Here is a 24,075-nt window from a genome sequence, read left to right on the forward strand (position 1 = left end):
GGCTCACAGCGTCCAGGTGCGCAGTTCGTCGGCGATCGTGCGGATGTCGGCGGTGCCGCTCTTGATGAGGCGGGCGAGGTCGCGGATCTGTTCGGGGGACGTGGTGACCTTGAGGCCGCTGGCGACGAGGTAGCCGTAGGCGACGGCGGAGGCGAAGAGCGCGTTCGTACGCTCCAGGGCCGGGACGTGCAGGAGGAGCTGGAGGAGGGCCGCGGCGCGGTCGTGCGGCTCGGCGTAGACGGGGCGGCCGAATATCGCCGCCTCGTGTCTGCTGACGGCGGCGACGAGCGCGCCGTAGTCGGTGACGCGGGGGTCGCCGGGGGTCTTCTCCTCGGCGAGGATGAGCAGCCAGGCGAGGTCGACGCTGACGCTCACGCCTGGGGCCCGCCGGTGCTCTTTCCCGCGTCGGTGACGCCGAACTCCTCGGCGAAGACCGATTCGTAGCTCTTCATGAAGTCGGCCGCCGCGTCCACGAAGGCGCGGCCGACCTCGGCGGCGTCCCGCTGGACCAGCTCTTCGATGTAGCGGTTCACGCTCACCCCCTGCGCGAGGGCCCGCTCCCGGGCCGCCCGTGCCGTCGCCTCGTCCACGCGTACGTTCATCTGGGTCTTCGCCACACCGTCAAGCTAGCACTATTCCGCTAGCCTCGGCCAGGGGCGCGCAACGGGCTCTCGGCGGGCTCCGTGCGCGGGCGGCGCGACGGGCGGCGCGGAATCCTCCGCAGGTACGATCCGGCCCGCCCAGCTTGGCCCGCACGACGGATGGCCACGGGGCGCCCGTGCCCTTACTCTCGGGCGCTCCAAGGGAGTTGGGACCCGGGGGAGGCACGGTGTCCACACCATCGCCAGCCGCACGACAGGACCAGACGGACGGCATGCCGCTCGCCGCGCGGGCTGAGGGGCTCACCAAGACCTACGGCACGGGGCCGACGGCCGTGGTGGCGCTCGACGCGGTCGACGTGGACATCGCGAGGGGGCGGTTCACGGCGGTGATGGGCCCCTCGGGGTCCGGGAAGTCGACGCTGATGCACTGCCTCGCCGGGCTCGACACGGTCTCCAGCGGCCGGGTGTGGCTGGGCGACACGGAGATCACGGGGCTCAGCGACAAGCAGCTGACCCAGCTCCGCAGGGACCGGGTCGGCTTCATGTTCCAGTCCTTCAACCTGCTGCCCACGCTCTCGGCCGCCGAGAACATCACGCTGCCCATGGACATCGCGGGCCGTAAGCCGGACCGGGCGTGGGTGGACACCGTGATCGAGACGCTGGGCCTGGGCGACCGGCTGGGCCACCGGCCCGCGCAGCTCTCCGGCGGCCAGCAGCAGCGCGTGGCCGCCGCGCGGGCGCTGGCCTCCCGGCCCGAGCTGATCTTCGCGGACGAGCCGACGGGCAACCTCGACTCGCGCTCGGGCGGCGAGGTGCTCGACTTCCTGCGCGAGGCCGTCGACCAGCTCGGCCAGACGGTCGTCATGGTCACGCACGACCCCGGCGCCGCCGCCCACTCGGACCTGGTGCTCTTCCTCGGTGACGGCAAGATCGTCGACCGTATGGAGAAGCCGACGGCCGAGTCGGTGCTGGAGCGCATGAAGCAGTTCGATGTGATCAGGCACGGCTGAGGCGGGGAGGCCGCCGTGCTGCGTGCGACGCTGCGGAGCTTCTTCGCCCACAAGGGCCGGATGCTGCTGTCCTGTCTCGCGGTGCTGCTGTCCGTGGCCTTCGTGTCGGGCAGCCTGATCTTCTCCGGCACCGTGAGCCGTACGTTCGACGAGCTCTTCAAGTCGACGGCGGCGGACGTGACGGTCACGCCGAAGCCGGAGTTCGACGAGGAGAGCCAGTTCCCCTCGGGCCGGATCGAGACGCTGCCCGCCGCCACCCGGGACCGGGTCGCGCGGGTCGACGGCGTCGCGAAGGCGCGGATCGACGTGACGGCGGAGAACCTGACCGTCGTCGACCGGAAGAACAAGGCGGTCGGCTCGACCACGGGCGCGCCCACCATCGCCGTCAACTGGTACGTGTCCGACCGCAGTCCGGTGAAGGTCACCAGCGGGCACGCGCCGCGCGGCGAGGGCGAGGCGCTGCTCGACGCCGACACCGCCGACCGCAAGGACCTGAAGATCGGCGACCCGCTCACGGTCATGGCCGCACCCGGCAGCTTCAAGGTGCGGATCGTGGGCATCGCGACCTTCACCACCACCAACCCGGGCGCGACGCTGGTGTTCCTGGAGACCGGCACCGCGCAGCGCGAGCTGCTGGGCAGGCCCGGCGTGGCCACGGGCATCTCCGCCGAGGCGGACCCCGGCGTCTCGGACGTCCAGCTCAAGCGGCGGATCGCCACGGCGCTGGACGCCCCGGGGACGTTCAAGCTGGAGACGGCCGACGAGCAGGCCAAGTCCCAGGCCTCGGACATCGGCGACTTCCTCGACATCCTCACCTATGTGATGGTCGGCTTCGCCGGAGTGGCGGTGCTGGTCGGGATCTTCCTGATCGTCAACACCTTCTCGATGCTGATCGCGCAGCGCACCCGCGAGCTGGGCCTGCTGCGCGCGCTGGGTGCCGACCGGCGGCAGGTGCGCCGCTCGGTGCTGACCGAGGCGCTGCTGCTCGGCCTCGTCGGCTCGACGCTGGGGCTGGCCGCCGGAGTGGGCCTGGCGGTGGGCCTGATCGGGCTGATGAGCGCGTTCGGGATGAACCTGGACGCGGCCGAGATCGCCTTCACGTGGCCGACCCCGGTCGCGGCGTACGCGGTGGGGCTCGGGGTGACCTTCGTGGCCGCCTATCTGCCCGCCCGGCGTGCCGCGCGCGTCTCCCCCATGGCGGCGCTCGCCGACGTGGAGGTCGCGGGCACCGGACGGCCGCTGCGCGTCCGGGCCGTGGTCGGGCTGGTCGTGGCGGCCCTGGGCGCGGCGGCGCTGGCGGGCTGCGCGCGGAGCACGGACACGAGTGATGCGGCCGGACTGCTGGCCGTCGGCATCGTGTGCACGCTGATCGCGACGGTCGTCGCCGGACCCCTGCTCGTACGCCCGGTGATCCGGGTCGTGGGCGGTGCCTTCCCCCGCCTGTTCGGGTCGATCGGCCGGATGAGCCAGCGCAACGCGCTGCGCAACCCGCGCCGTACGGGCGCGACGGCCTCGGCGCTGATGGTGGGGCTCGCGCTGGTGGTGGGGATGTCGGTGGCGGCGGCCTCGATCACCAAGTCCTTCGACGAACAGATCGACAAGTCGCTCGGCGCGGACTTCGTGGTGCAGAACGACAACTTCCTGCCGTTCCCCCAGGAGATCACCGAGAAGGTCCGCGCGGCGAGGGGCGTAGGAACGCTCGTGCGGCAGCGGTTCGTGCAGATGCGGCTCACGCTGCCGGACGGCGGCACCACCAAGAAGGTCGGGGTGGCCGCCGACCGGGGGCTGGAGAAGGTGACGTCGTCCGACTACGTGGCGGGCGGCCTGGCGGAGTCCCTGCGGCCCGGACGGGCCGCAGTGACACGGAAGTTCGCCAAGGAGAACGACCTGTCGGTCGGCGACCGGATGGCCGCCCGGTTCTCCAACGGCGCGCGGGCCACGCTCACCGTCGCCGGGATCACCGCCGAGGACACCGGCGGGGGCGGCGGCGTCGGCGACGTCGTCATCGGCATGCCGACACTCAACAAGGTGCAGCCCGGCGGCGAGGACGCCGCGCTGCTGGTCGCGGCGGGCCCCGGCAAGGACACCGACGAACTGCGCAAGGAGCTGGAGCGCACCCTCACGCCGTATCCGCAGGTCAAGGTGCTCGACCGGGCCGACTACAAGAACCTGGTACGGGAGCAGATCGCGGTGCTGCTCTATCTGCTCTTCGCGCTGGTGGGCCTCGCGATCGTGATCGCCGTACTGGGCGTGGTCAACACCCTCGCCCTCTCCGTGATCGAACGGACGCGCGAGATCGGGCTGCTGCGCGCCATCGGCCTGGCGCGACGCCAGCTCCGCCGGATGATCCGCCTGGAGTCGGTCGTCATCGCGGTCTTCGGCGCGGTCCTCGGCCTCGCCCTGGGACTGGTGTGGGGCGTGGCCGTACGCGAAGTGCTGGCCCTGGAGGGCATGAAGGCGCTCGGCATCCCGTGGTGGACGGTCGTCGCCGTCGTGGTCGGCTCGGCGCTCGTCGGCCTGATCGCCGCGCTGCTCCCGGCGCTGCGCGCCTCGCGCATGAACGTACTGGCGGCGATCGCCCACGAATGACTGCCGCCGCGGCGGTACGAGACGGTGCTGTACGGTGCGGCCCGCCGTGGCTGCTGGACAGGGGCTGCCCCTGCCTGTCCGCCGCAGGCTGCGGGTGGTGGGTGGTTGCTCGCGCAGTTCCCCGCGCCCCTGAGGCCTCAGGGGCGCGGGGAACTGCGCGACAAGCCACGACGACAGCCGCAGCCTGCAACACACGGCACGGGGCAGCCCCTGCCCAGCCCTGAGACGAGGGCAACCACGATCCGCCGGACACCGCCGTAAGATGCTCAGCGGTCAACTCACCGGCAAGAGTGAGGAGTTCGGCATGGCCGCACGGCCGTTCCGCTTCGGGGTCAATATGATCACCTTCGACACGGGCACGGCGTTCCGTGAGCGCTGCCGCCGCGCGGAGGAGCTGGCGTACGACGTCGTCCACGTGCCCGACCACCTGGGGATGTGCGCGCCGTTCAGCGCGCTCGCGACGGCCGCGGCCGTCACCGAACGGCCCCGGCTCGGCACCTTCGTGCTCAACACCAACCTGTGGAACCCCGCGCTGCTCGCCCGCGAGGTCGCCACCTGCGACCAGCTCACGGACGGCAGGCTGGAGCTGGGCCTCGGCGCGGGCTACGTCAAGGCCGAGCACGACCGCGCCGGAATCCCGTGGGGCTCGCCGGGGCAGCGGGTCGGCCACCTGGAGCACACCGTCGCCGAGCTGGCGCGGCTGCTGGCCGACCCCGAGCACGTGCCGCAGCCCCGGCAGGAGGCGGTGCCGCTGCTCATCGGCGGGAACGGCGACCGGGTGCTGCGGCTGGCGGCGCGGAAGGCGTCGGTCGCGGCCTTCACCGGCGCGCGGCAGGTGCGCGGCGAGCCGCTGGGCACGCTGCGGCTGACGACGCCGGACGAGCTGGAGCAGCGGACCGCCGCGTTCCGGGGGTACGCGGCGGCACGCACCGAGCCGTACGAGCTGAACTACCTGGTCCAGTACGTCGCCGTCACCTCCGACCGCCGCGCCGAGCTGCGCGGGCTCCCGCCGTACGGGCCGGACATGACCGAGGAGCAGATCCTGGGCCACCCCGCGCTGCTGCTGGGCTCGGTCAAGGAGATCGCGGAGCAGCTGCGCGAGCACCGGGACCGGTTCGGCTTCTCGTACTGGACGGTGCTCGACCCGCACATGGAGGCCTTCGCGCCGGTGATCCAGGAGCTGAAGGGCAGCTGAGGGAAATCCTCTGGCAGCGGCGCGCGGCGCGGTGGTGGGATGCCGCCATGGACGAGCTTCGGATACGGGCCGCCGACGCGGCCGACATCGACGGCGTGCTGGCCTTCTGGGCCGAGGCCGCCGAGGGCACCAGCGTGAGCGACGACCGGGACGGGGTGGCGCGGCTCATCGACCGCGACCCCGAGGCGCTGCTCCTCGCAGAGGAGGACGGCCGTCTCGTCGGCACCGTCATCGCCGGGTGGGACGGATGGCGCTGCTCGCTCTACCGGCTCGCCGTCCACCCCTCCGCGCGCCGCAAGGGCGTCGCGCGGGCCCTGCTGGCCGCCGCCGAGGAGCGCTTCGCGGCGCTGGGCGGACGGCGCGGCGACGCGATGGTCCTCGACGACAACGAGCGGGCGCACCGCGCCTGGGCCGCCGCCGGTTACGCTCCGCAGCCGCAGTGGAGCCGCTGGGTGAAGCCGCTGACCGGCGGTCCGACCGGCGACGGAGCGGCCGTACCCCGCTGACCTGCTCCGGGAACCCGGCGCGGGACCGCTCCGTTTACGATGAACAGCTCCCGCGCCGGTCCGTACGGGTACGGACGGCGCCTCATCGCGATCGAAAGGTGTGAGCGTCCGCCCATGGGCGACCCTCCCAGTAGTGGCCACAGACCCCGATCAGGACAAGGACACCGAGCGTCCTCGCACGCCCTGCCCGACCATGGGAGGGAGGTGACGGCTCGATGACCGAGGTGCTTCTGCTGCTGGTGGCGCTGCTGCTCGCGCTCGCGTGCGGCGCCTTCGTCGCGGCGGAGTTCTCGCTCACGACCGTCGAGCGCAGCGAGCTGGAGCGCGCCGAGCAGCGCGGGGACCGGGGCGCGCGCAGCGCGCTGGAGGCCGTGCGCTCCCTGACCTTCCAGCTCTCCGGCGCCCAGCTCGGCATCACCGTCACGAACCTCGTCGTCGGCATGCTCTCCGAGCCGTCCATCGCGGCGCTGATCTCGGGCCCCCTCGAATCGCTGGGCATCCCCCGCTCGGCCTCCTCCTCCGTGGCGCTGGTGCTGGGCACCGCGCTCTCCACCATCGTGCTGATGGTCATCGGCGAGCTGGTGCCCAAGAACTGGGCGATCTCCAAGCCGCTGCCGGTGGCGCGGCGCGTGGCGACGCCGCAGCGGGTGTTCTCGGCGGCCTTCCGCCCCCTCATCCGGCATCTGAACAACACCGCCAACCGCATCCTGCTGCGCATGGGCCTGGAGCCCACCGAGGAGCTGGCCTCGGCCCGTTCGCCGCAGGAGCTGGTGGCGCTGGCGCGGCACTCCGCGAAGGAGGGCGCGCTGGAGGAGGACACCGCCGACCTCTTCGTCCGGACCCTGCACCTGGCGGAGCTGACGGCGGAGAACGTGATGACGCCGCGCGTGCAGGTCACCTCGCTGGAGGTGCAGGCCACCGCCGAGGACGTGGCCAACGCGACCCGCGCCACGGGCCTGTCCCGCTTCCCCGTCCACCGGGGCGGCCTGGACACGGTCGTCGGCATCGTGCGGATCAAGGACGTGCTCGCGGTCCCGGCCGACGAGCGGCGGCTGCGCCCCGTCACCGAGCTGATGCGCGAGCCCCTGCTCGTACCCGAGTCGCTGACCGTGGACCGGCTGCTGGACCAGCTCTCGGGCGGGGACCGCTCGATCGCGGTCGTCATCGACGAGTACGGCGGCACGGCCGGTGTCGTGACGCTGGAGGACATCATCGAGGAGGTCGTGGGCGAGGTCCGCGACGAGCACGACCCGCTGGAGACGCCCGACCTGGCCCCGGCCGGTGAGGACGCGGAGGGCCGCCCGCTGTACGACGCGGACGGCGCGGCCCGCACCGACCAGCTGGAGGCCATCGGGCTGCGGGCCCCGGAGGGCCCCTACGAGACGCTGGCCGGACTGGTCGCGACCGAGCTGGGCCGCATCCCCGAGCGGGGCGACACGGTCGAGGTCGCGGGCTGGCGCCTGGAGGTCGCCGACGCGGCGGGCCGCCGCGCGGCGCGCGTCCGGCTCACCGGGCCGACCGCCGCCGAGCTGGCGGCCGACGAGGACGAGGAGGTACGGCGATGACGGCGGTGCAGCTCTTCATCGGACTGCTGACGCTGGTGGTCAACGCCTTCTTCGTCGGCGCCGAGTTCGCGCTGATCTCGGTGCGCCGCGCGCAGATCGAGCCGCACGCGGAGAACGGGGACAAGCGGGCGCGGAAGGTCCTGTGGGGCCTGGAGCACGTCTCGCAGCTCCTGGCCGCCGCGCAGCTCGGCATCACGCTGTGCACCCTGGTGCTGGGTGTCGTCGCCGAGCCCGCGATCGCGCATCTGCTGGAGCCGGTCTTCCACGCGGTGGGCGTCGCCGACGGGGTCGCCCACGTGATCTCGTTCGTCATCGCGCTGACGCTGGCGACGTACCTGCACATGCTGCTGGGCGAGATGGTCCCGAAGAACATCGCGCTGGCCGAGCCCGAGCGGGCCGCGCTGGCGCTGGGGCCGCCGCTGGTGGCGCTGGCACGGGCGCTGCGCCCGGTGATCTTCACGGTCAACGCGTTCGCGAACTCGCTGCTCAAGCTCTTGAAGGTCGAGCCGAAGGACGAGGTCGAGTCGGCGTTCTCCGACGACGACCTCGCGCAGATGGTCGCCGACTCCAGCGAGGCGGGCCTGCTGGACGACCGTTCGACGGAGCGGCTGCGGGACGCGCTGGAGCTGGGCCGCCGCCCGGTCGGCGACGTCGCGCGCTCGCTCTCCCGGATGGTCACCGCCCGCTGGGGCATCACCCCCGAGGGGCTGGAGGCGCTGTCCGCCCGGTCCGGGTACTCGCGGTTCCCCGTCGTCGACGAGGACGGCAGGGTGCTGGGCTATCTGCACGTCAAGGACGCGCTCGACGCCTCCCCGCGCGACGAGCCCTTCCCGGTGACGGCGATGCGGCCCATCGCCCGCGTGCGCTCCTCGATGCCGCTGGACGACGTGCTCGGCGCGATGCGCTCCAGCGGTACGCACCTGGCCGCCGTGACCGGCGAGGACGGGCGCGCGGTGGGCGTAGTGACCATGGAGGACGTGCTCCGGGAGCTGGTCGGTACGCCCGGCTGAGCCCCTGATCGGTGCACCGGGCACGGGGATATCATCGGTGATCGTGACTCGTGACGACTCCCCTTCCCCGACAGGCGCCCCGGCGGACGGCATCGGCAGCTTCGTCGCCCTCGGTGACTCGTTCACCGAGGGCATGTCGGACCGCCTGCCGGACGGTACGTACCGGGGCTGGGCGGACCTGCTGGCCGCCCGCCTCGCCGCCCGGCAGGACGGCTTCCGTTACGCGAATCTCGCCGTGCGCGGCAAGCTCATCGGGCAGATCGCGGCCGAGCAGATCGACCGGGCCGCCGACATGAAGGCCGACCTGGTGAGCCTCGTCGGCGGCCCGAACGACATCCTGCGCCCCCGGTGCGACATCGACCGCGTCTGCGCCACCTTCGAGGACGCGGTGGCCCGGCTGGCGCCGAGCTGCGGCACGCTGCTGCTCTTCCGCAGCCCGGCCCGGCGGGGCCCCACCCTGGACCGGTACCGCCCCCGTATCGAACGCTTCTTCGGCTTCATCGAAGAGGTCGCCGAACGGCACGGCGCGACGGTCGTCGACGTGTACTCCTCCGAGGCCGTGGGCGACCCCCGGATGTGGGCCGAGGACCGCCTGCACCTGACCCACGAGGGCCACAGCCGCGTCGCCGAGGCCGTCTGGCAGCGCCTCGGCTTCCCGGCCGAGTCCGACTGGAACGCGCCGCTCCCCCCGCCGCAGCCGCTCCCCTGGGCCGCCCGCCGCCGCGCGGACGCCCACTTCACCCGCGTCCACCTCCTCCCCTGGGTCGGCCGCCGCCTCACGGGCCGCTCCTCGGGCGACGGCAGACCGCCCAAGCGCCCCGAGCTGGCGCCGGTGGCCTGCGGCGACGGGCGCTGACGGGCGATGACGGGCGCTGACGGAACCTCGTAGATCTGCCCGTAGACTGCGTAGACGTGACTGACAAGCCGCGCATCCCGAACGTCCTCGCGTCCCGTTACGCCTCCCCCGAGCTCGTCCGCCTCTGGTCGCCCGAGGCCAAGATCGTCCTGGAGCGGCGGCTGTGGCTCGCCGTGCTCAAGGCCCAGCGGGACCTGGGCATCGCGGTGCCCGAACAGGCCGTCGCGGACTACGAGCGGGTCCTGGAGGACGTCGACCTCGCCTCGATCGCGGAGCGCGAGAAGGTGACGCGGCACGATGTGAAGGCGCGCATCGAGGAGTTCAACGCGCTGGCGGGCCACGAGCAGATCCACAAGGGCATGACGTCCCGGGACCTGACGGAGAACGTCGAGCAGCTGCAGATCCGCCTCTCCCTGGAGCTGGTCCGCGACCGTACGGTGGCGCTGCTGGGGCGGCTGGGGAAGCTGGCGGGCGAGCACGCGGCGCTGGTCATGGCGGGCCGTTCGCACAATGTCGCGGCGCAGGCCACGACGCTCGGCAAGCGTTTCGCGACGGGCGCGGACGAGCTGCTGGCCGCCTTCGGGCGGCTGGAGGACCTGCTCGGCCGGTACCCGCTGCGCGGCGTGAAGGGCCCCGTCGGCACCTCGCAGGACATGCTCGACCTGCTCGGCGGCGGCCCCGACGGCACGGAGAAGCTCGCCGACCTGGAGCGCCGGACCGCCGAGCACCTCGGCTTCCACCAGGTCCTCACCTCGGTCGGCCAGGTGTACCCGCGTTCGCTGGACTACGAAGTGGTCTCCGCGCTCGTCCAGTTGGGCGGCGCCCCCTCCTCACTCGCCAAGACGATCCGGCTGATGGCGGGCCAGGAGCTGGTGACCGAGGGCTTCAAGGAGGGCCAGGTCGGCTCCTCCGCGATGCCGCACAAGATGAACACCCGCTCCTGCGAGCGCGTCAACGGCCTCATGGTCATCCTGCGCGGGTACGCCTCGATGGCCGGCGAGCTGGCGGGCGACCAGTGGAACGAGGGCGACGTCTCCTGCTCCGTGGTGCGCCGCGTGGCCCTGCCGGACGCGTTCTTCGCGTTCGACGGGATGCTGGAGACGTTCCTGACGGTGCTGGACGAGTTCGGCGTCTTCCCCGCCGTCGTCTCCCGCGAACTCGACCGCTACCTGCCGTTCCTCGCCACCACGAAGGTGCTGATGGCGGCCGTACGGGAGGGCGTGGGCCGCGAGGCCGCGCACGAGGCCATCAAGGAGCACGCGGTCGCCTCGGCGCTCGCGATGCGCGAGGGCGCGGAGCGGAACGAGCTGCTGGACCGGCTCGCCGCCGACTCCCGCATCCCGCTGGACCGCGAGCGGCTGGACGCGCTGATGGCCGACCGCCTCTCCTTCACCGGCGCGGCGGAGGGCCAGGTCGCCGAGGTCGTGGCCCGCGTCCAGGAGGTCACCAAGCTGTACCCGGAGGCCGCCGCGTACGCGCCGGGGGCGATCCTCTGACGCCGCGCGCCTCCTCCCGCTGGTCCCCCCGCCTCTCCCGGGAGGAGCTGGAGGCGGCGCGCGACCTGCTCGTGCCGGACGTCGCGGCCGAGGGGCTGCGCGTGCTGTTCTGCGGGATCAACCCGGGCCTGATGTCGGCGGCCACGGGCCACCATTTCGCCCGTCCCGGCAACCGGTTCTGGCCCGCGCTGCACGCCTCCGGCTTCACGCCCCGGCTGCTGCGCCCGTACGAGGAGCACGAGCTGCCCTCGTACGGCCTCGGCATCACCAACGTCGTCGAACGGGCGACGGCACGGGCCGACGAACTGGCCGCCGACGAGTACCGCGAGGGCGGCGAGCGCCTGCGCGCCAAGGTCGAGCGGCTCCGCCCGGCCTGGCTCGCCGTCCTCGGCATCGGCGCCTACCGCACGGCCTTCCACGACCGCACAGCGCCCATAGGCCCCCAGCCCACCACTCTCGGCCCCACCCGCCTGTGGGCCCTCCCCAGCCCCAGCGGCCTCAACGCCCACTGGACCCCGCAGGCGCTCGCGGAGGAGTTCACCCGCCTCCGCGAGGCGGCCGACGGGCCGGACCGCTGAGCCGGACCGGACGAATCCGTCGTCACGCTCCTGGGTGAGAGACCGCATGTTCCCGCGCCACGGGCGCCGCCCGCCGGGAACATTTGCCCATGATTCTCTCTGGCGACGCGTCGCGCGCGACGGACGGCACCGCGGCCACCCGGCATCTGACCCTGCCCCTGGAGGGCGGTGACCTCCACGTGTGCCAGGACGGGCCCCGCGACGCCCCCGCGCTCCTGCTCGTCCACGGCTCCGCCTCCTCGGCCCGCTCGTGGGACCCGCTGGTCCCGTTGCTGACCCGGGCCCATCACGTCGTCCGGGTCGATCTGCTCGGGCACGGCCGCTCGGCCAAGCCGGACGGCCCCGGTTACGGGATCCCCGAGCAGGCGCACAGGGCGGGCGAGGTGCTCGACCGGCTGGGCCTCCGGCGTGCCGTCGTGGTCGGCCACTCGACCGGCGGCTCGGTCGCGACCGCCCTCGCCGAGCAGCGGCCCGGCCTGGTGTCCGCGCTCGCGCTCCTCAACTCCGGTCCGTACCTGGACGCCTTCATCGGCGGCGACGTGGTCCCCATCGAGCCGGAGCAGTGGCCGGAGCTGACCGACGAGCAGATCCTGCGGGCCATGGCCCCCGCGTTCAGCCGCCCCGGCTTCCGGATCCCCCACGACCTCGTGGACGACGTGCGCGGGATGACGTACCACTCCTTCGTCTCGACCCTGCGGTCCTCCGCCGCCTACCTGGAGGAACGGCCCCTCCCGGACCGGCTGACCGGCCTCCGTACGCCGCTGCTGGTGCTCTTCGGCGCGGACGACCGGCGGTGGGGCTCCGCCTCCGCCGAGGCATACCGCGCCGTGCCGGACGCGCGCGTCGAGCTGCTGCCCGGGCTCGGGCACTCGCCCATGATGGAGGACCCGGAGCGGACGGCCACGCCGCTCCTGGACTTCACCGCGCGCCACCGGGAGAGCTGAACGGAGGCGGACCCTCCGCCCCCACCACCGCGACGAGCCGGGCCGGGAAGGTGTCGCCGGGCGGCACCACGCCGAGGCCGAACCAGCGGCCGCCGACCGGCCAGACGGCCAGCTCCGCCACGTATCCGCACAGGCCGAGGAGCGGCTCCGGCACCGGTTCCCCGCGCGCCGAGCGCTCCAGGAACGGCGCGAGGTCCAGCGTCCCCGGCTCGCCCCACGCGCGGGCCAGCTCGGCGGCGAGCGCCTCGCACTCGGCGGACAGCTGCTCCTCGTCCGCGCGCGCGTCGGCCGGGTCCCCGTCCTGCGGCGGCGGGTCCGCCGTCCGTAAGTCCGCGACGCGCGCGCCGGGCCGGGCCAACAGCCGCTCGACGGCGGCGCGGAGAGGTGCGGATGGCATGGGCCCAGTCAACCGCCCCCCACTGACAGCACCCCTGACAGCCCCCCTCTCCCCCTCCGTTCCCCTCCGCTCCGCGAAAAGAGCGGAGCCTCCCGTACCGCCACTCGCCGTGATCGCCGTGACCCGTTACGATCCGCCTCACGCGCACAGCCAGCAGGGAGGCGGACGTTGGGGAGGCTCACCGGACGGGATCCGTCGTTGCTGCGACGGATCAACTCGACGGTCGTGCTGCGGGCGCTGCGCGGCCCGGACGGTCCGCACGCCCTCACCCTGACCGAACTGGTCCACGCCACCGGCCTCTCACGGCCCACCGTCGAGGGCGTGGTCGAGGGGCTCACCGAGTCGGGGCTCGTGGAAGAGGCCGCCGAGGACCCGGGCGAGGGGCGCGGTTCGGCGCGCCGGGGCCGCCCGGCCCGCCGCTTCCGGTTCCGCGCCGAGGCGGGGCACCTGCTCGGCCTGGAGATCGGCCCGCACCGCGTCGCGGCCGTCGTCTCCGACCTGACCGGACACATCGCGGGCACGCTGGCGCGCGAGGTCACGGAGACCGCGTCGGCCGACGAACGGCTGGAGCGCGCCCGCAGCACGGTCGCCGAGCTGCTGCGCAGGACCGACATCTCGCGGGGCACGCTGCGCGCGGTGGGCGTCGGCTCGCCGGGCATCGTCGAGGCCGACGGCACGGTGCGGCTCGGTGTGGCGCTGCCGGGCTGGACGGGGCTGCCGCTCGGCGAGCGGCTGCGCCGCTCGTTCCGCTGCCCGGTGCTGGTGGAGAACGACGCGAACCTCGGCGTCCTCGCCGAGCACTGGAAAGGCGCGGCACGCGGCTGCGACGACGTCGTGATGGTGCTGGCGGGGCTCAGCCCCGGCGCGGGCTCGCTGATCGGCGGACGGCTGCACCGGGGGTACGGGGGCGCGGCGGGCGAGATCGGCGCGCTGCACCTGCTGGGCCGCGAGGCCATGCCGGAACGACTGCTGTCCACGACGGACGAGCCGTTGCATCCGCTCGACGAGTCCGCCGTCGCGCAGGTCTTCGCGCTGGCGCGCAGCGGGGACGAGCGCGCCGGGCGCGCGATGGACCGCTTCATCCAGCGCCTGGTGCACGACGTGGCGGCGCTGGTGCTCGCGCTCGACCCCGAACTGCTGGTGGTGGGCGGCTGGGCCTCGGGCCTCGACGGCGTCCTCGACCCGCTCCGGGCCGAGCTGGAACGCTACTGCCTGCGGCCGCCACGCGTCGCCCTCTCCCGCCTAGGAGAGGCTGCCGTCGCTACGGGGGCGCTCCGACTTGCCCTCGATCACGTCGAGAGCGAACTCTTCACGGTGGAGGGCGCCGGCTCGGACTGATTCGCCGCGCGTCCCCTCAGGGGCGCGAGCCCCTACCCGTACCGCCACACAAGAGCCGCACCTCCAGGGGCGCGGGGAACTGCGCGCCCGGCCATGACATAGCCGCAGCCCGCAAAGCGCCGACAGGGGCTGCCCCTACCCGTGCTTCGCGGGCCGCAGGCGCGCTGTGGCCGCTCGCGCAGTTCCCCGCGCCCCTGACAGGGCGAAGGCGGCACCCGGCAACACGCACGGAGGCGGACCCTGCCCGAGCTCCGTCGCGCGCGGGTGCGTCGTGGTCGCTCGCGCCGTTCCCCGCGCCCCTGACGGGGCAATGGCGTCAGCCGGCGAGGAGCGGCTCAGCCCCGCTGTCGGCGAAGTTCAGGCGGCACGTGTCCGCGCGGAACGTGGCGACGCCGACAGCCGCCGTGCGGCCGTCCGCGATGTAGCGCGTGGTGACGACGAGGACCGGCGCTCCGGGGAGCCGGTCGAGGCGGCGGGCGTCGTCGGCGCGGGCCGAGCCCAGCTCGACGCTGCGGTCCTGCCCGTCGAGCTCCAGGCGGTGCAGCTCGCGCAGCACCGCGCGGGCGCGGGTGACGCCGGACGTGTCCGTGTCCTCGGCGGTGTCCTCGGGGAGGCCGGGTACGGACGCCCCCGGCACGTAGAGCACCTCGGTGGCGACCGGCTGTCCGCCGCTCGTACGGCTGCGGCGCACGGCGTGCACCGGCGCGTCCCCGGCGGTCTCCAGGAGGCGGGCCACGGCGGCGGGCGGCTCGGTGTCCTCGTGGCCCTCGGTGTGCCACACGTCGACGGCGCTGCCGGGCCAGCCCTGGGCGCCGCCCTGCGCGGGGCCGACGTCCACGCCGACGCGGGGCGGCGCGACGGTGGTGCCCACGCCCCTGCGGCGCTGGAGCCTGCCCTCCAGTTCGAGCTGCTCAAGGGCCTGGCGCAGCGTGGCGCGGGCCACTCCGAAGCGGGCGGCCAGCTCGCGCTCGTTCGGCAGGATCTCTCCCACCGCGAACTCCGAGTCCAGCGCGTCCGACAGCACGGTCTTGAGGTGCCAGTACTTCGGCTCCGGCACCGTCTCCAGCGTCGTGGTCCCCACCCTTGCCTCCGCAATCCCCGTAATTCCAGCGGTGTTTATGTGTGCTTGTTTTTTAAAGGTCCTTGCGTATGCCCGAACCATAAGGCTGCCTTAATCCTTGGTCAAGACCAATCAGGCGTCCCGCCACAAGGGGTTGTCGGGGATTCATTCGCTTGTAATGATCGATCATCGATCATTCACCGTGAGGCAAGGCACCCCAGGAGGCCGCATGTCCCGTCCGCGTACGACCGAGCAGCAGCACGTCACCGTCGTCACCGGCGGCAGCCGCGGCATCGGGGCCGCGACGGCGGTGCGGCTGGCCCGCGACGGGCACCGCGTCGGGATCGGGTACGCGCGGGACGAGGAGGCCGCGCTGCGCACCGCCGAGGCCGTGCGGGAGGCGGGCTCCGAGGCCGTGACGGTCCGGATGGACACCAGCGTGGAGGAGCAGGTCGACGCGCTCTTCGACACCGTGCGCGACCGGCTCGGCCCGGTCACGGGGCTGGTCAACAACGCGGCGGTGAGCGGCCCGCTGGGCCGGTTCACCGAGACCTCCACAGAGGTGATGCGCCGCGTCGTGGACGTCAATGTGACGGGCGCGCTGCTGTGCGCGCGGCGGGCGCTGCGCGAGATGTCCACGGCGTACGGCGGCAGGGGCGGCGCCATCGTGAACATCTCCTCGGGCGCCGCCACCCTCGGCTCCCCCGGCGAGTACGTGCACTACGCCGCGTCGAAGGCGGCCGTGGACACCATGACCGTCGGGCTGGCCAAGGAGTTCGGGCCCGAGGGCGTGCGCGTCAACTCCGTGCAGCCGGGGGCCGTGCTCACCGACATGCACGCGGCGATGGGCGACCCGGACCGGGCCTGGAAGAAGGCGGAGATCACGCCCGCGCGGCGGCCCGGCGAGCCCGAGGAGATCGCGGACGCGGTGGCCTGGCTGCTCTCCGACGAGGCCTCGTACGCCTCCGGGGCCGTGCTGCGGATCTCAGGCGGACTGTGAGGCCGCGAGCGCCGCGAGCTTGTCGGGGTTGTTGATGAGGTAGACGGTCTGGATCCGGCCGTCCACGATGTCCGCCGTGAAGGCGCCGTAGGGACGGCCGTCCACCATGGCCAGCAGCCCCCGGGAGCCGTTGATCTCCAGGAACGTGAAGTCCATCTGCAGCTCCTCGGCCTCCGGGCCGACGGCGGCGAGGAAGCGGCCGACCTTGTCCGCCGTCGTGACGACGCGCAGCGGGGCCTTCGCCTTGCCGCCGCTGTCGGAGACGAGCCGCACGTCCGGCGCCAGGACCTTCAGCAGCCCGCCGAGGTCGCCGCCGACGGCCGCCTCCAGGAAGCGCTCGGTCAGGTCGCGCTGCTGCCGGGGGTCGACCTCGAAGCGGGGCTTGCGCTCCTCGACGTGCCGCCGCGCGCGCCCGGCGAGCTGGCGGACGGCGGCCTCGCCGCGGTCGAGGGCCGTCGCGATCTCGGCGTACGGGAAGCCGAACGCCTCGCGCAGCACGAAGACCGCGCGCTCCAGCGGCGAGAGCGACTCCAGCACCACCAGCACGGCCAGCGAGACGGACTCCGTGAGCATCGCGCGGTCGGCGCCCTCCGGCACGGGCTCGGACCGTACGTCGGTGACCAGCGGCTCGGGCAGCCACGTCCCGACGTACGCCTCGCGGCGGGACTGGATCTGGCGCAGCCGGTCGATGGCGAGACGGGTCGTGACCCGGACGAGGAAGGCGCGGGGCTCGCGGACCTCGGCACGGTCGGCGGCGGACCAGCGCAGCCACGCCTCCTGGACCACGTCCTCCGCGTCGGCCACCCGGCCGAGCATCCGGTAGGCCACCCCGTCCAGCACCGGCCTGTGCTGCTCGAACACCTCGGTCACGTCTGCTCCCACGCGGTTCATGATGCCATCCCCCGGTGAGCGCTTCCGTGCAGGTCCGCCGTCCGCGCACTCGTCCGCGCACTTCCCCGGCGGCGGGCTTGCTGACAGGGTGTCAACCAGCGTCCGTACCGTCGCAGGAGCCGCAGGAGGGGACCATGCGCAGCGTCCACACCCCGCACACACCCGTCCGTACCTCCAGCCGCGTCGTGCGGGTCTCCCCCGCAGGGAAGCCGCCGTTCGACGTCGCGTACGAGCGGCGCGGGAGCGGTGAGCCGCTGGTGCTGCTGCACGGGATCGGGCACCACTGGCAAGCGTGGGAGCCGGTGCTGACCGCGCTGTCCGCCTCGTACGACGTGATCGCGCTGGACCTGCCGGGCTTCGGCGCCTCCCCGCCGCTGCCCGCGGGCGTTCCGTACGGGCTGGAGACGATGGTGCCGCTGCTGGCGGACGTGTGCGCGGCGCTGGACGTGGAGCGGCCGCACGTCGCGGGCAACTCGCTGGGCGGCCTGCTGGCGCTGGAGATGGGGCGGTACGGCTACGCGCGTTCGGTCACGGCGCTCTCGCCCGGCGGGTTCTGGAACGCGCCCGAGCGGCTGTGGGCCGTCGGCCTGCTGCGCGGGATGCGCGCGGGCGCGCGGGGCATCCCGGACGGCGCACTGCGGCGCGTGGCGGAGACGCCCGCCGGGCGGTGGATGCTGACCAACACGATCTACACCCGGCCCGGGCACCGTTCGCCCGACGCGGTGGTCGCCGAGACCCGCGCGCTGCGGGACGCCACCGCCTTCGAGCAGGTGCTCGCCTCGGAGCAGCGCCCCCGGCCCGGGGCCTCCCGCGCGATCACCGGCATCCCGGTCACGGTGGCCTGGGGCGACCGCGACCTGATCCTGCTGCGCCGCCAGGGCGTCCGCGCCAAGCGCGCGATCCCGGCCGCCCGCCTGGTACGGCTGCGCGGCTGCGGCCACGTCCCCATGAACGACGACCCGGCCACGGTCACCCGGGTCGTCGTGGACACGGCCCGCGCGGCGAGCGCCTGACCCGGGCCGGTTTCGTGAAGGCTACGGACCATGTGGACGCCGGATCATGACGCGCTGAGGGGCAGGGTCGCGGTCGTCGCCGGGGCGACGCGGGGTGCGGGACGCGGGATCGCCGCGGCGCTGGGCGAGGCCGGGGCGACGGTGGTCTGCACCGGACGCAGCAGCAGTACGGGCGACGCCGCGATCCGCTCTGACTACGACCGGGCCGAGACCATCGAGGAGACCGCCGCGCTCGTGGACCGGCTCGGTGGCCGGGGCGTGCCCGTCCAGGTCGACCATCTCGACCCCGCCCAGGTCGCGGGCCTGGCCGAGCGGCTGCGTGCCGAGCACGGACACGTGGACGTGCTGGTCAACGACATCTGGGGAGCCGAGGTCCTCAAGGGGCCGCCGTCGACGTGGAACACGCCGGTCTGGCGGCACGACCTCGACACCGGACTGAGGATCCTGCGGCTGGCGGTCGACACCCACCTCATCACCTCGCACCACCTCCTGCCGCTGCTCGTCGACCGGCCCTCGGGGCTGCTGGTGGAGGTCACCGACGGCACCGCCGCGTACAACGCCGGCCAGTACCGGATCTCGGTCTACTACGACCTGGCGAAGGTGGCGGTGAACCGGCTGGCGTTCTCCCAGGGGCACGAGCTCGCCCCCTACGGCGCGACCGCGCTGGCGGTCACGCCGGGCTGGCTGCGCTCGGAGATCATGCTGGACAACTTCGGTGTGACCGAGGCGAACTGGCGTGACGCGCTGAGCGGGAGCGTCCCCGGCCACCCCGCGGCCCCCGAGGGCTTCGCGGCGTCCGAGTCGCCCCGTTACGTCGGCCGCGGCGTCGCCGCCGTGGCGGCGGACCCGGACCGGGCACGGTGGAACCAGCGGTCGGTCACCTCCGCGGAGCTGGCCCGGGAGTACGGCTTCACGGACACCGACGGCACCCGCCCCGACAGCTGGTCAACGCAGTGACGGGCGTACCAGCTGCCGGGCGCGCCTAACGGGCCATCCGGTTCTCCAGCTCCGCCACCGCCTTGAGGCGCTCGGCGACGGTGCCGTCCGGGTCGGGCGTGCCGTCCGGGTAGGTGTCGCGGACGCGGTCGAGCCAGCCGCGTGCCGCGTCGGGGCGGTCCAGGTCCACCTCCAGGGAGGCCGCGCGCAGCTGGTCGCCGGTGGCCTCGTGGAGGCCCGGGTCGCCGCAGGAGCGGAAGACGTCGGCGGCCAGCGCGGTGTGTTCGAGCGCGAGGGCGAAGCCGCTCTCGTTCACGGCGAACTGCGCCGCGTCGTCGTACTCCTCGTCGGGCGCGCCGTCGGTCGGAGCGAGGGCCAGGTCGGCGATCTGGCGGTGGGTGTGGCCGGTCTCCAGCAGGAGGCGGGTCCGCTCCTCCCCGTCGTCGCCCGCCTCGGCGAGCCCCTCCTCGATCTCGCGCAGCGCGGCCTCCATGAACGCCACGCACGTGTCGGTGTCCGCGCCCTCGCCGCAGGCCAGCCAGGCGCGGGAGCGGAGGGTGCGCAGGACGCCGTAACGGTCGCCGAGGGAGCGCCACAGCTCCTCGGCCCGCTCGTAGGCGCGGCGGGACTGCGCGTGCGCCTCCGCGTTCTTCAGCGCGTCGGCGGCGAGGTGGGCGAGCAGGGCGTGGTCGAACTGGTTCACCCACTCCTGTGCCGTCGAGGCCGCCTCCAGGAACTGCTCGGCCGCCGCGCGGTGTTCCTCCAGCCGGGAGTAGACCTGGCCGAGCCAGGTGCGGGCCTGGACGACGTCGGACTCCTGGTGTCCGTCCCGCAGGTCGGGCAGTGCGGCCTCCAGCACGGTGGCCGCCTCCTCCCAGCGGTCCAGGGCGAACAGGGTGCCGCCGAGGCGCAGCCGCGCGTAGGCGCCGAGGCCGTCGCCCTCGCCCGCCTGGTCGGCCCAGTGCGCCGCGTGCAGCAGCGCCGCCGACTCCTCCTCGGTGCGGCCCTCGGCGGCGCGCGCGTCGGCCAGCGCGAGCCGGACCCGCGCCTGGTCGGCCGCGGTGAGCGCGGCGGCGTGCTCCGGGTCCTCCAGCACGGCCGTGAGCACGTCGGCGGCGCGGGCGGCCTCGCCGCCGCCGGTCAGGAGGCGGGCGAGGCCCAGGTCGGCGCTGGTGGCGTGCCAGGGCCTGCCTGCCTCGCGGCAGAGCGCCGCGGCCTCGGCGAGCAGCTCGGCGGCGCGGTCCGCCTCGCCCTGTTCCGCCGCGAGCCGTCCCCGGGCCTCGGTGGCCTCGGCGATACGGGCCAACACGGCGGGTTCGGCGCGGTCCGGCGCGGCGAAGGCGACGAGGTCCGTCAGCCCGGTGTCGAGCGCCTCGGCCCGGCGGGCCGCCTCCTCGGCGGTGGTGGCCTCGCTGAGGAGCCCCGCGCGTATCCGGGCGCGGGTGAGCAGCACGGCGGTGGCGTGCCGGGTGCTGGCGGCGCGCTCGGCGTGCAGCGCGGTGGCGCGGGCGCAGAGCGCCTCGATCTCCTCCAGCGCCTCGGTGTGGGAGCCCCCGCCGTAGGCGGTCGCGAGGACGGCGCGCGCCCGGCAGGCCGTGGCCTCGCCGGTGAGCCCTGCCTCGTCGTACAGCCCGGCGGCGGAGTGGAAGAGTTCGGCGCCCGCCGCCGGGTCGGTGCGGACGCGCGCCACGCCGCGGTGGTCGAGCAGTTCGGCGCGCTCGCCGTCGGTCAGCTGCGTGCCGCTCCGTTCGAGGGCCTCGTCCAGGCGGGCCCAGGCGGCGAGCGCCGTCGGGTGGCCGATGTCGCTGAGGCGCCGTGCCTCGGCGAGGAGTTCGCGCGGGTCGGTCTCCGCCGTACGGGCAGCGGGCGTACGGGCAGGAGCCGCCGCCCGTACGACCGGGGCCTGCGTGCCCGGCGACGGCGACGGCGGTCCGCCGCGCAGCCCCAGCGGGAGCCGGTCCAGCAGGGGTTCGCGCGCCATCCGTTCGCGGGCCCGGTCGCTGATCGACGTGGTGCCGTTGCGCGCGTCGAAGCGGCCCGCGAAGTCCAGGGCCTCGGCGGTGGCGTGCTCGTACAGCTCCTGGGCCGTCCACGTGCGCCCCGGCGGGCCCGGCACCGGCTGGTCGCCGTGGCCGAGCGCGGTGAGGCGGCCCAGCAGCACGGCGACGCACGCGGTCCAGCTCAGATACGTGTCGGGGTCGCCGCCGACGTCCCAGTGGCGGGTCTGCTCGGCGAGGATCTCCAGCCCCCGCGCCTCGTTGCCGGTCAGGGCGCAGAACTCCAGGTGGGAGCCGATGGCGTGGCGCATGCTCTCCATGTCGCGCACCATGCGGTAGCCGCGCAGATGGTTCCCGCGCGCCTCGTCCGTACGGCCGAGGCGCACCAGCGGCAGCAGGGAGTCGGCCAGCACGCCGTGCGGCTGGTGACGGCAGGTGTGCACGCCTTCGAGGACGGGCCGCCACAGCTTCAGCGCCTCCTCGCCGTGCCCGTGCCGCTCCTTCCACTCGCCCTGCTGGCGCAGCTCGCAGGCGTGGCAGTCGGCCATCTCGTCGCGGTCGGCCGCGCGCCAGGCGTCGTACGCGTGAGAGGCGCGCTCCTGGTCGCCGAGGTGCCAGGCGATGCAGAACTCGCCGGAGCGCACGGCCCGTTCGGAGTATCCGCCGAGCCGGTAGCGGCGCTCCATCTCGGCCTGCCACTTCTCGATGGAGGCCAGCGGGATGTGCGGCTGGTCGAGCATGCCGCTGGAGACCCACTTGAACATCCAGTGCAGCAGGTGGGTGGCGTGCGGCTGGAACGCGCCGGGCTCCTCGTCCCACATGCGCAGCAGCCGCGCGAAGGGGACGAAGGTCTTGTCGCGCTCGATGCTGAACGTGTACGCCGAGACGAGGTTGCACAGCGCGTGGATCAGCAGGTCCTTGTCGTCGTGCTCCGCCGCCTCGGCGACGAGGGCCTCGGCGCGGGCGTTGCGGGCCCGCCCCTCGGGCTCGTCCTCGTTCTCCCACAGGGCGTGGCGGATCTGCTCGGGCGTACGGCTCATCGGCCCTCCTCGGCCTGCTGATCGGTGGTCGCCGGGTGGACGGCCCAGTCGAGCAGGCCGAGGAAGGTGCGGTTGAGCAGCGCGGAGTCGGCGGGGCGCAGGGGCCGCTGGGCCATCAGCAGCGCCTGCCCGTAGAGCGCCTCGACGGCGGTCGCGGTGAGCTTCTGGTCCTGGACGGCGGCCATCCGGCGGATCAGCGGGTTGAGGTGGTTGAGCACCAGCCGGGCGCGCGGCGCCGTGCCGCGCAGCGAGCCGAGGATGCCGGACCACAGGTCGTCGGCGGCCTCTTCCTCCTCGGCGCGGGCCCGCTCGTGGCGGGTGCCGCGGTCATCGAGGTGGAGCGCGGGGACGGACACCGGGTGGTACGCGCGCAGGACCGCGTCGCAGCCCAGCGGGTCCAGGACGGCGCGCGCGGTGGCGAGGAACGGCGCGAGCGCCAGCTCCTCGTCCGGGTCGACGGCGTCGAGGTGCGCGGTGACGGTGTCGGTGTCCAGCTCGGCGACGGACGTTCCCGTACGGGCGAGGGGCAGCAGCTCGATCAGCTCGCTGTCGTACGTGTATCCCCCGTTGACGACGCCGATGCCCTGGGCCGCGGCGATGGCGGCGACCTGGCGGTACTCCTCGACGCCGCGCGTGAAGTGCACGACGGGGTGGCGGCGCGCGAACTCCTCCAGCGAGAGCTGCCCCTCCGTCGTCTCGAACGGCAGCCACGGCAGCATCAGCCTGAGCATCTCCGTGTCATGCCGGGCGAGGGACTTGACGCCGAGGTGGTGGACGGCGAGGAACTGGGCGAGCCGCTCCTGGTCGCCCGCCGCGAGCTCGGCGAGCCAGCCGCGCAGGGCCTCGCCGAGCGCTTCCCGTACGGCCGCGAGGGTCTCGTCCGCGTACAGGTTCTCGCGGGAGGCGGTGGGGCGGAGGCTGTCGGTGTCCAGGACGCAGCGGACGAAGAACGCCCACTCGGGCAGGAGTTCGTCCGCGCGCTCGGTGAGCAGCATGCCCTTGAGATGGACGCGGTGCGCGCCGCGCTGCGCGGGGCTGACGGCCGTCGGCAGCACGTACGCCACGCCGCGCACGCCCGCCAGCGGCACGTCCAGCTCGACCGAGTCCAGCGGCGCGAAGCCGAAGGTCTCCTGGCAGTGCGCGGCGAGCGCGACGCGGCGCGCCGCGGGGCTCGGGTGCGTGTGTTCCCAGACCGGGGGCCGCTCGGTGACGGAGGCGCCGTCCACGCTCACCTCGTACGGCAGCAGGGAGCCGAAGTGCCGGGCCAGCTCGGCGACCCGGGCGGGCTCCAGCCACTCGCGGGAGCCGTGCCGCGCGGTGAGGTGCACGGTGGTGCCGGGCTCGGCGCGGGCGTCGCCGGGCAGCGTCCGTACGGTGTACGAGCCGTCGTCGCGGGCGAGCCACTCGACGGGCGGGGCCTGCGGGTCCCGCGCGGAGCGGCTGACGACGCGGATCTCCTCGGCGACGACGAAGCAGGCGAGGAGCCCGATGCCGAACTGGCCGAGGTACTCGGCGCGGGCCGACTCCAGGCTGTCGCGCTTGGAGCTGCGCCCGATGGTGGCGAGCAGCGCGTGCACCTCGGACTCGGTGAGCCCGATGCCGCTGTCCTCGACGCGCAGCGTCCCGTCCCCGGTCAGCAGCCGCACGGTGGCGGGCGCCCCCGGCTCGGCGGCCTGACGGGCCGTGACGGCGTCCACACCGTTCTGCAGCAGCTCGCGCAGGAAGACCTTCGGGCTGGAGTAGAGATGGTGGGAGAGGAGGTCCACGAGACCACGGAGGTCGACCTGGAAGGTGTGGGGTATGCGTTCGGCAGTCATCGCGCGGAATCCTAGGCCCTGTCGCCAATCTCCCGCCGTCCGCCCGGAGGGCGGGCCCCGCGGCGTCTGGTGCGTGCGATCGCAAGGCGCCGGGATGCCCTCGTAGTGGGCCTACTCGGGCGTTCCGGCAACGCCGCGAGCGTGCGTGCCAGGCGTCGTGGGGCAGGCGGGAGATTGGCGACAGGGCCTAGGGCGCGCGGTGTGACAGCGCACCACGGAGTTCGCCGGGAACCCT

21 protein-coding genes are annotated in these 24,075 nt (G+C 74.0%); 14 read left to right on the forward strand and 7 right to left on the reverse strand.

Features of this window, described 5'->3' with window-relative positions:
• Positions 1 to 3 precede the first annotated feature (3 nt).
• Positions 4 to 375: a fic family toxin-antitoxin system, toxin component gene (locus ACGF3A_RS28975; protein WP_393733297.1), complete on the reverse strand. Its 372-nt coding sequence runs from the start codon at positions 373 to 375 to the stop codon at positions 4 to 6.
• The gene (locus tag ACGF3A_RS28980; RefSeq protein WP_393733298.1) at positions 372 to 617 is read right to left on the reverse strand and encodes a toxin-antitoxin system HicB family antitoxin; all 246 of its coding nucleotides are present in this window, start codon (positions 615 to 617) and stop codon (positions 372 to 374) included. The genes ACGF3A_RS28975 and ACGF3A_RS28980 overlap by 4 nt, the downstream gene beginning before the upstream one ends.
• A gap of 257 nt (positions 618 to 874) precedes the next feature.
• Between ACGF3A_RS28980 and ACGF3A_RS28985 the strand changes: the two genes are divergently transcribed.
• The 10 genes from ACGF3A_RS28985 to ACGF3A_RS29030 all read left to right on the forward strand — a co-directional run bounded on the left by ACGF3A_RS28985 (position 875) and on the right by ACGF3A_RS29030 (position 12,351).
• Positions 875 to 1,612 carry an ABC transporter ATP-binding protein gene (locus ACGF3A_RS28985; protein WP_393733401.1) on the forward strand — a complete coding sequence of 246 codons (738 nt, stop codon included), beginning with the start codon at positions 875 to 877 and terminating at the stop codon, positions 1,610 to 1,612.
• A 15-nt stretch (positions 1,613 to 1,627) separates the two neighbouring features.
• Entirely contained in the window at positions 1,628 to 4,201 is a 2,574-nt protein-coding gene (locus ACGF3A_RS28990; RefSeq protein WP_393733299.1) for an ABC transporter permease, read from the forward strand.
• Between the two features lie 304 nt (positions 4,202 to 4,505).
• A complete protein-coding gene (locus tag ACGF3A_RS28995; RefSeq protein ID WP_393733300.1) occupies positions 4,506 to 5,396 on the forward strand; it encodes an LLM class F420-dependent oxidoreductase in 891 nt (296 codons plus the stop codon).
• A 47-nt stretch (positions 5,397 to 5,443) separates the two neighbouring features.
• Complete coding sequence (locus ACGF3A_RS29000; protein WP_393733301.1) at positions 5,444 to 5,902, forward strand: GNAT family N-acetyltransferase; 459 nt, start codon at positions 5,444 to 5,446, stop codon at positions 5,900 to 5,902.
• Positions 5,903 to 6,117: 215 nt separating this feature from the next.
• Positions 6,118 to 7,467, forward strand: a complete 1,350-nt coding sequence (locus ACGF3A_RS29005; RefSeq protein ID WP_393733302.1) for a hemolysin family protein — start codon at positions 6,118 to 6,120, stop codon at positions 7,465 to 7,467.
• Positions 7,464 to 8,477 (forward strand): hemolysin family protein, encoded by a 1,014-nt coding sequence (locus ACGF3A_RS29010; RefSeq protein ID WP_393733303.1) that lies wholly within the window; start codon positions 7,464 to 7,466, stop codon positions 8,475 to 8,477. The genes ACGF3A_RS29005 and ACGF3A_RS29010 overlap by 4 nt, the downstream gene beginning before the upstream one ends.
• Before the next feature lie 43 nt (positions 8,478 to 8,520).
• Positions 8,521 to 9,333 (forward strand): SGNH/GDSL hydrolase family protein, encoded by an 813-nt coding sequence (locus ACGF3A_RS29015; protein ID WP_393733304.1) that lies wholly within the window; start codon positions 8,521 to 8,523, stop codon positions 9,331 to 9,333.
• Positions 9,334 to 9,389: 56 nt separating this feature from the next.
• A complete protein-coding gene (gene purB, locus ACGF3A_RS29020) occupies positions 9,390 to 10,829 on the forward strand; it encodes an adenylosuccinate lyase (RefSeq protein WP_393733305.1) in 1,440 nt (479 codons plus the stop codon).
• A 71-nt stretch (positions 10,830 to 10,900) separates the two neighbouring features.
• Positions 10,901 to 11,407: a G/U mismatch-specific DNA glycosylase gene (gene mug, locus ACGF3A_RS29025; RefSeq protein ID WP_393733306.1), complete on the forward strand. Its 507-nt coding sequence runs from the start codon at positions 10,901 to 10,903 to the stop codon at positions 11,405 to 11,407.
• An 89-nt stretch (positions 11,408 to 11,496) separates the two neighbouring features.
• Complete coding sequence (locus ACGF3A_RS29030; protein ID WP_393733307.1) at positions 11,497 to 12,351, forward strand: alpha/beta fold hydrolase; 855 nt, start codon at positions 11,497 to 11,499, stop codon at positions 12,349 to 12,351.
• Here ACGF3A_RS29030 and ACGF3A_RS29035 read toward each other — a convergent pair.
• The gene (locus tag ACGF3A_RS29035; RefSeq protein ID WP_393733308.1) at positions 12,326 to 12,748 is read right to left on the reverse strand and encodes a hypothetical protein; all 423 of its coding nucleotides are present in this window, start codon (positions 12,746 to 12,748) and stop codon (positions 12,326 to 12,328) included. The two genes, ACGF3A_RS29030 and ACGF3A_RS29035, sit on opposite strands and share 26 nt — an antisense overlap.
• Before the next feature lie 168 nt (positions 12,749 to 12,916).
• On the opposite strand from ACGF3A_RS29035, the gene ACGF3A_RS29040 reads away from it, so the two are divergent.
• Positions 12,917 to 14,086 (forward strand): ROK family protein, encoded by a 1,170-nt coding sequence (locus ACGF3A_RS29040; RefSeq protein WP_393733309.1) that lies wholly within the window; start codon positions 12,917 to 12,919, stop codon positions 14,084 to 14,086.
• Positions 14,087 to 14,402: 316 nt separating this feature from the next.
• Here ACGF3A_RS29040 and ACGF3A_RS29045 read toward each other — a convergent pair whose 3' ends face one another.
• The gene (locus ACGF3A_RS29045) at positions 14,403 to 15,167 is read right to left on the reverse strand and encodes a GntR family transcriptional regulator (protein ID WP_393733310.1); all 765 of its coding nucleotides are present in this window, start codon (positions 15,165 to 15,167) and stop codon (positions 14,403 to 14,405) included.
• 208 nt (positions 15,168 to 15,375) lie between these two features.
• Between ACGF3A_RS29045 and ACGF3A_RS29050 the strand changes: the two genes are divergently transcribed.
• Positions 15,376 to 16,146, forward strand: coding sequence for an SDR family oxidoreductase (locus tag ACGF3A_RS29050; RefSeq protein WP_393733311.1), 771 nt, complete (start codon positions 15,376 to 15,378; stop codon positions 16,144 to 16,146).
• On the opposite strand, the gene ACGF3A_RS29055 is transcribed toward ACGF3A_RS29050, so the two are convergent.
• The gene (locus ACGF3A_RS29055; protein ID WP_393733312.1) at positions 16,132 to 17,037 is read right to left on the reverse strand and encodes an RNA polymerase sigma-70 factor; all 906 of its coding nucleotides are present in this window, start codon (positions 17,035 to 17,037) and stop codon (positions 16,132 to 16,134) included. The two genes, ACGF3A_RS29050 and ACGF3A_RS29055, sit on opposite strands and share 15 nt — an antisense overlap.
• Positions 17,038 to 17,171: 134 nt before the next feature.
• On the opposite strand from ACGF3A_RS29055, the gene ACGF3A_RS29060 reads away from it, so the two are divergent.
• Together ACGF3A_RS29060 and ACGF3A_RS29065 are read left to right on the forward strand one after the other, a co-directional pair.
• Entirely contained in the window at positions 17,172 to 18,050 is an 879-nt protein-coding gene (locus ACGF3A_RS29060; protein ID WP_393733313.1) for an alpha/beta fold hydrolase, read from the forward strand.
• 30 nt (positions 18,051 to 18,080) lie between these two features.
• Positions 18,081 to 19,007, forward strand: coding sequence for an SDR family oxidoreductase (locus tag ACGF3A_RS29065; protein WP_393733314.1), 927 nt, complete (start codon positions 18,081 to 18,083; stop codon positions 19,005 to 19,007).
• Between the two features lie 25 nt (positions 19,008 to 19,032).
• On the opposite strand, the gene ACGF3A_RS29070 is transcribed toward ACGF3A_RS29065, so the two are convergent.
• Together ACGF3A_RS29070 and ACGF3A_RS29075 are read right to left on the reverse strand one after the other, a co-directional pair.
• Positions 19,033 to 22,023 (reverse strand): tetratricopeptide repeat protein, encoded by a 2,991-nt coding sequence (locus ACGF3A_RS29070; protein ID WP_393733315.1) that lies wholly within the window; start codon positions 22,021 to 22,023, stop codon positions 19,033 to 19,035.
• Positions 22,020 to 23,840, reverse strand: a complete 1,821-nt coding sequence (locus ACGF3A_RS29075; RefSeq protein WP_393733316.1) for an HSP90 family protein — start codon at positions 23,838 to 23,840, stop codon at positions 22,020 to 22,022. The genes ACGF3A_RS29070 and ACGF3A_RS29075 overlap by 4 nt, the downstream gene beginning before the upstream one ends.
• Between the last annotated feature and the right edge of the window lie 235 nt (positions 23,841 to 24,075).

This window comes from Streptomyces sp. NPDC048172 (genome assembly GCF_043202595.1).
In the GTDB taxonomy this organism is placed as follows: Bacteria; Actinomycetota; Actinomycetes; order Streptomycetales; family Streptomycetaceae; genus Streptomyces.

Bases quoted from the DNA above. Each gene is read 5' to 3' on its own strand.
- ACGF3A_RS28985 (WP_393733401.1), top strand. From the start codon at position 875: ATGCCGCTCGCCGCGCGGGCTGAGGGGCTCACCAAGACCTACGGCACG.
- ACGF3A_RS28995 (WP_393733300.1), top strand. From the start codon at position 4,506: ATGGCCGCACGGCCGTTCCGCTTCGGGGTCAATATGATCACCTTCGAC.
- ACGF3A_RS29000 (WP_393733301.1), top strand. From the start codon at position 5,444: ATGGACGAGCTTCGGATACGGGCCGCCGACGCGGCCGACATCGACGGC.
- ACGF3A_RS29005 (WP_393733302.1), top strand. From the start codon at position 6,118: ATGACCGAGGTGCTTCTGCTGCTGGTGGCGCTGCTGCTCGCGCTCGCG.
- ACGF3A_RS29010 (WP_393733303.1), top strand. From the start codon at position 7,464: ATGACGGCGGTGCAGCTCTTCATCGGACTGCTGACGCTGGTGGTCAAC.
- ACGF3A_RS29030 (WP_393733307.1), top strand. From the start codon at position 11,497: ATGATTCTCTCTGGCGACGCGTCGCGCGCGACGGACGGCACCGCGGCC.
- ACGF3A_RS29035 (WP_393733308.1), bottom strand. From the start codon at position 12,748: ATGCCATCCGCACCTCTCCGCGCCGCCGTCGAGCGGCTGTTGGCCCGG.
- ACGF3A_RS29050 (WP_393733311.1), top strand. From the start codon at position 15,376: ATGTCCCGTCCGCGTACGACCGAGCAGCAGCACGTCACCGTCGTCACC.
- ACGF3A_RS29055 (WP_393733312.1), bottom strand. From the start codon at position 17,037: ATGAACCGCGTGGGAGCAGACGTGACCGAGGTGTTCGAGCAGCACAGG.
- ACGF3A_RS29060 (WP_393733313.1), top strand. From the start codon at position 17,172: ATGCGCAGCGTCCACACCCCGCACACACCCGTCCGTACCTCCAGCCGC.
- ACGF3A_RS29065 (WP_393733314.1), top strand. From the start codon at position 18,081: ATGTGGACGCCGGATCATGACGCGCTGAGGGGCAGGGTCGCGGTCGTC.
- ACGF3A_RS29070 (WP_393733315.1), bottom strand. From the start codon at position 22,023: ATGAGCCGTACGCCCGAGCAGATCCGCCACGCCCTGTGGGAGAACGAG.
- ACGF3A_RS29075 (WP_393733316.1), bottom strand. From the start codon at position 23,840: ATGACTGCCGAACGCATACCCCACACCTTCCAGGTCGACCTCCGTGGT.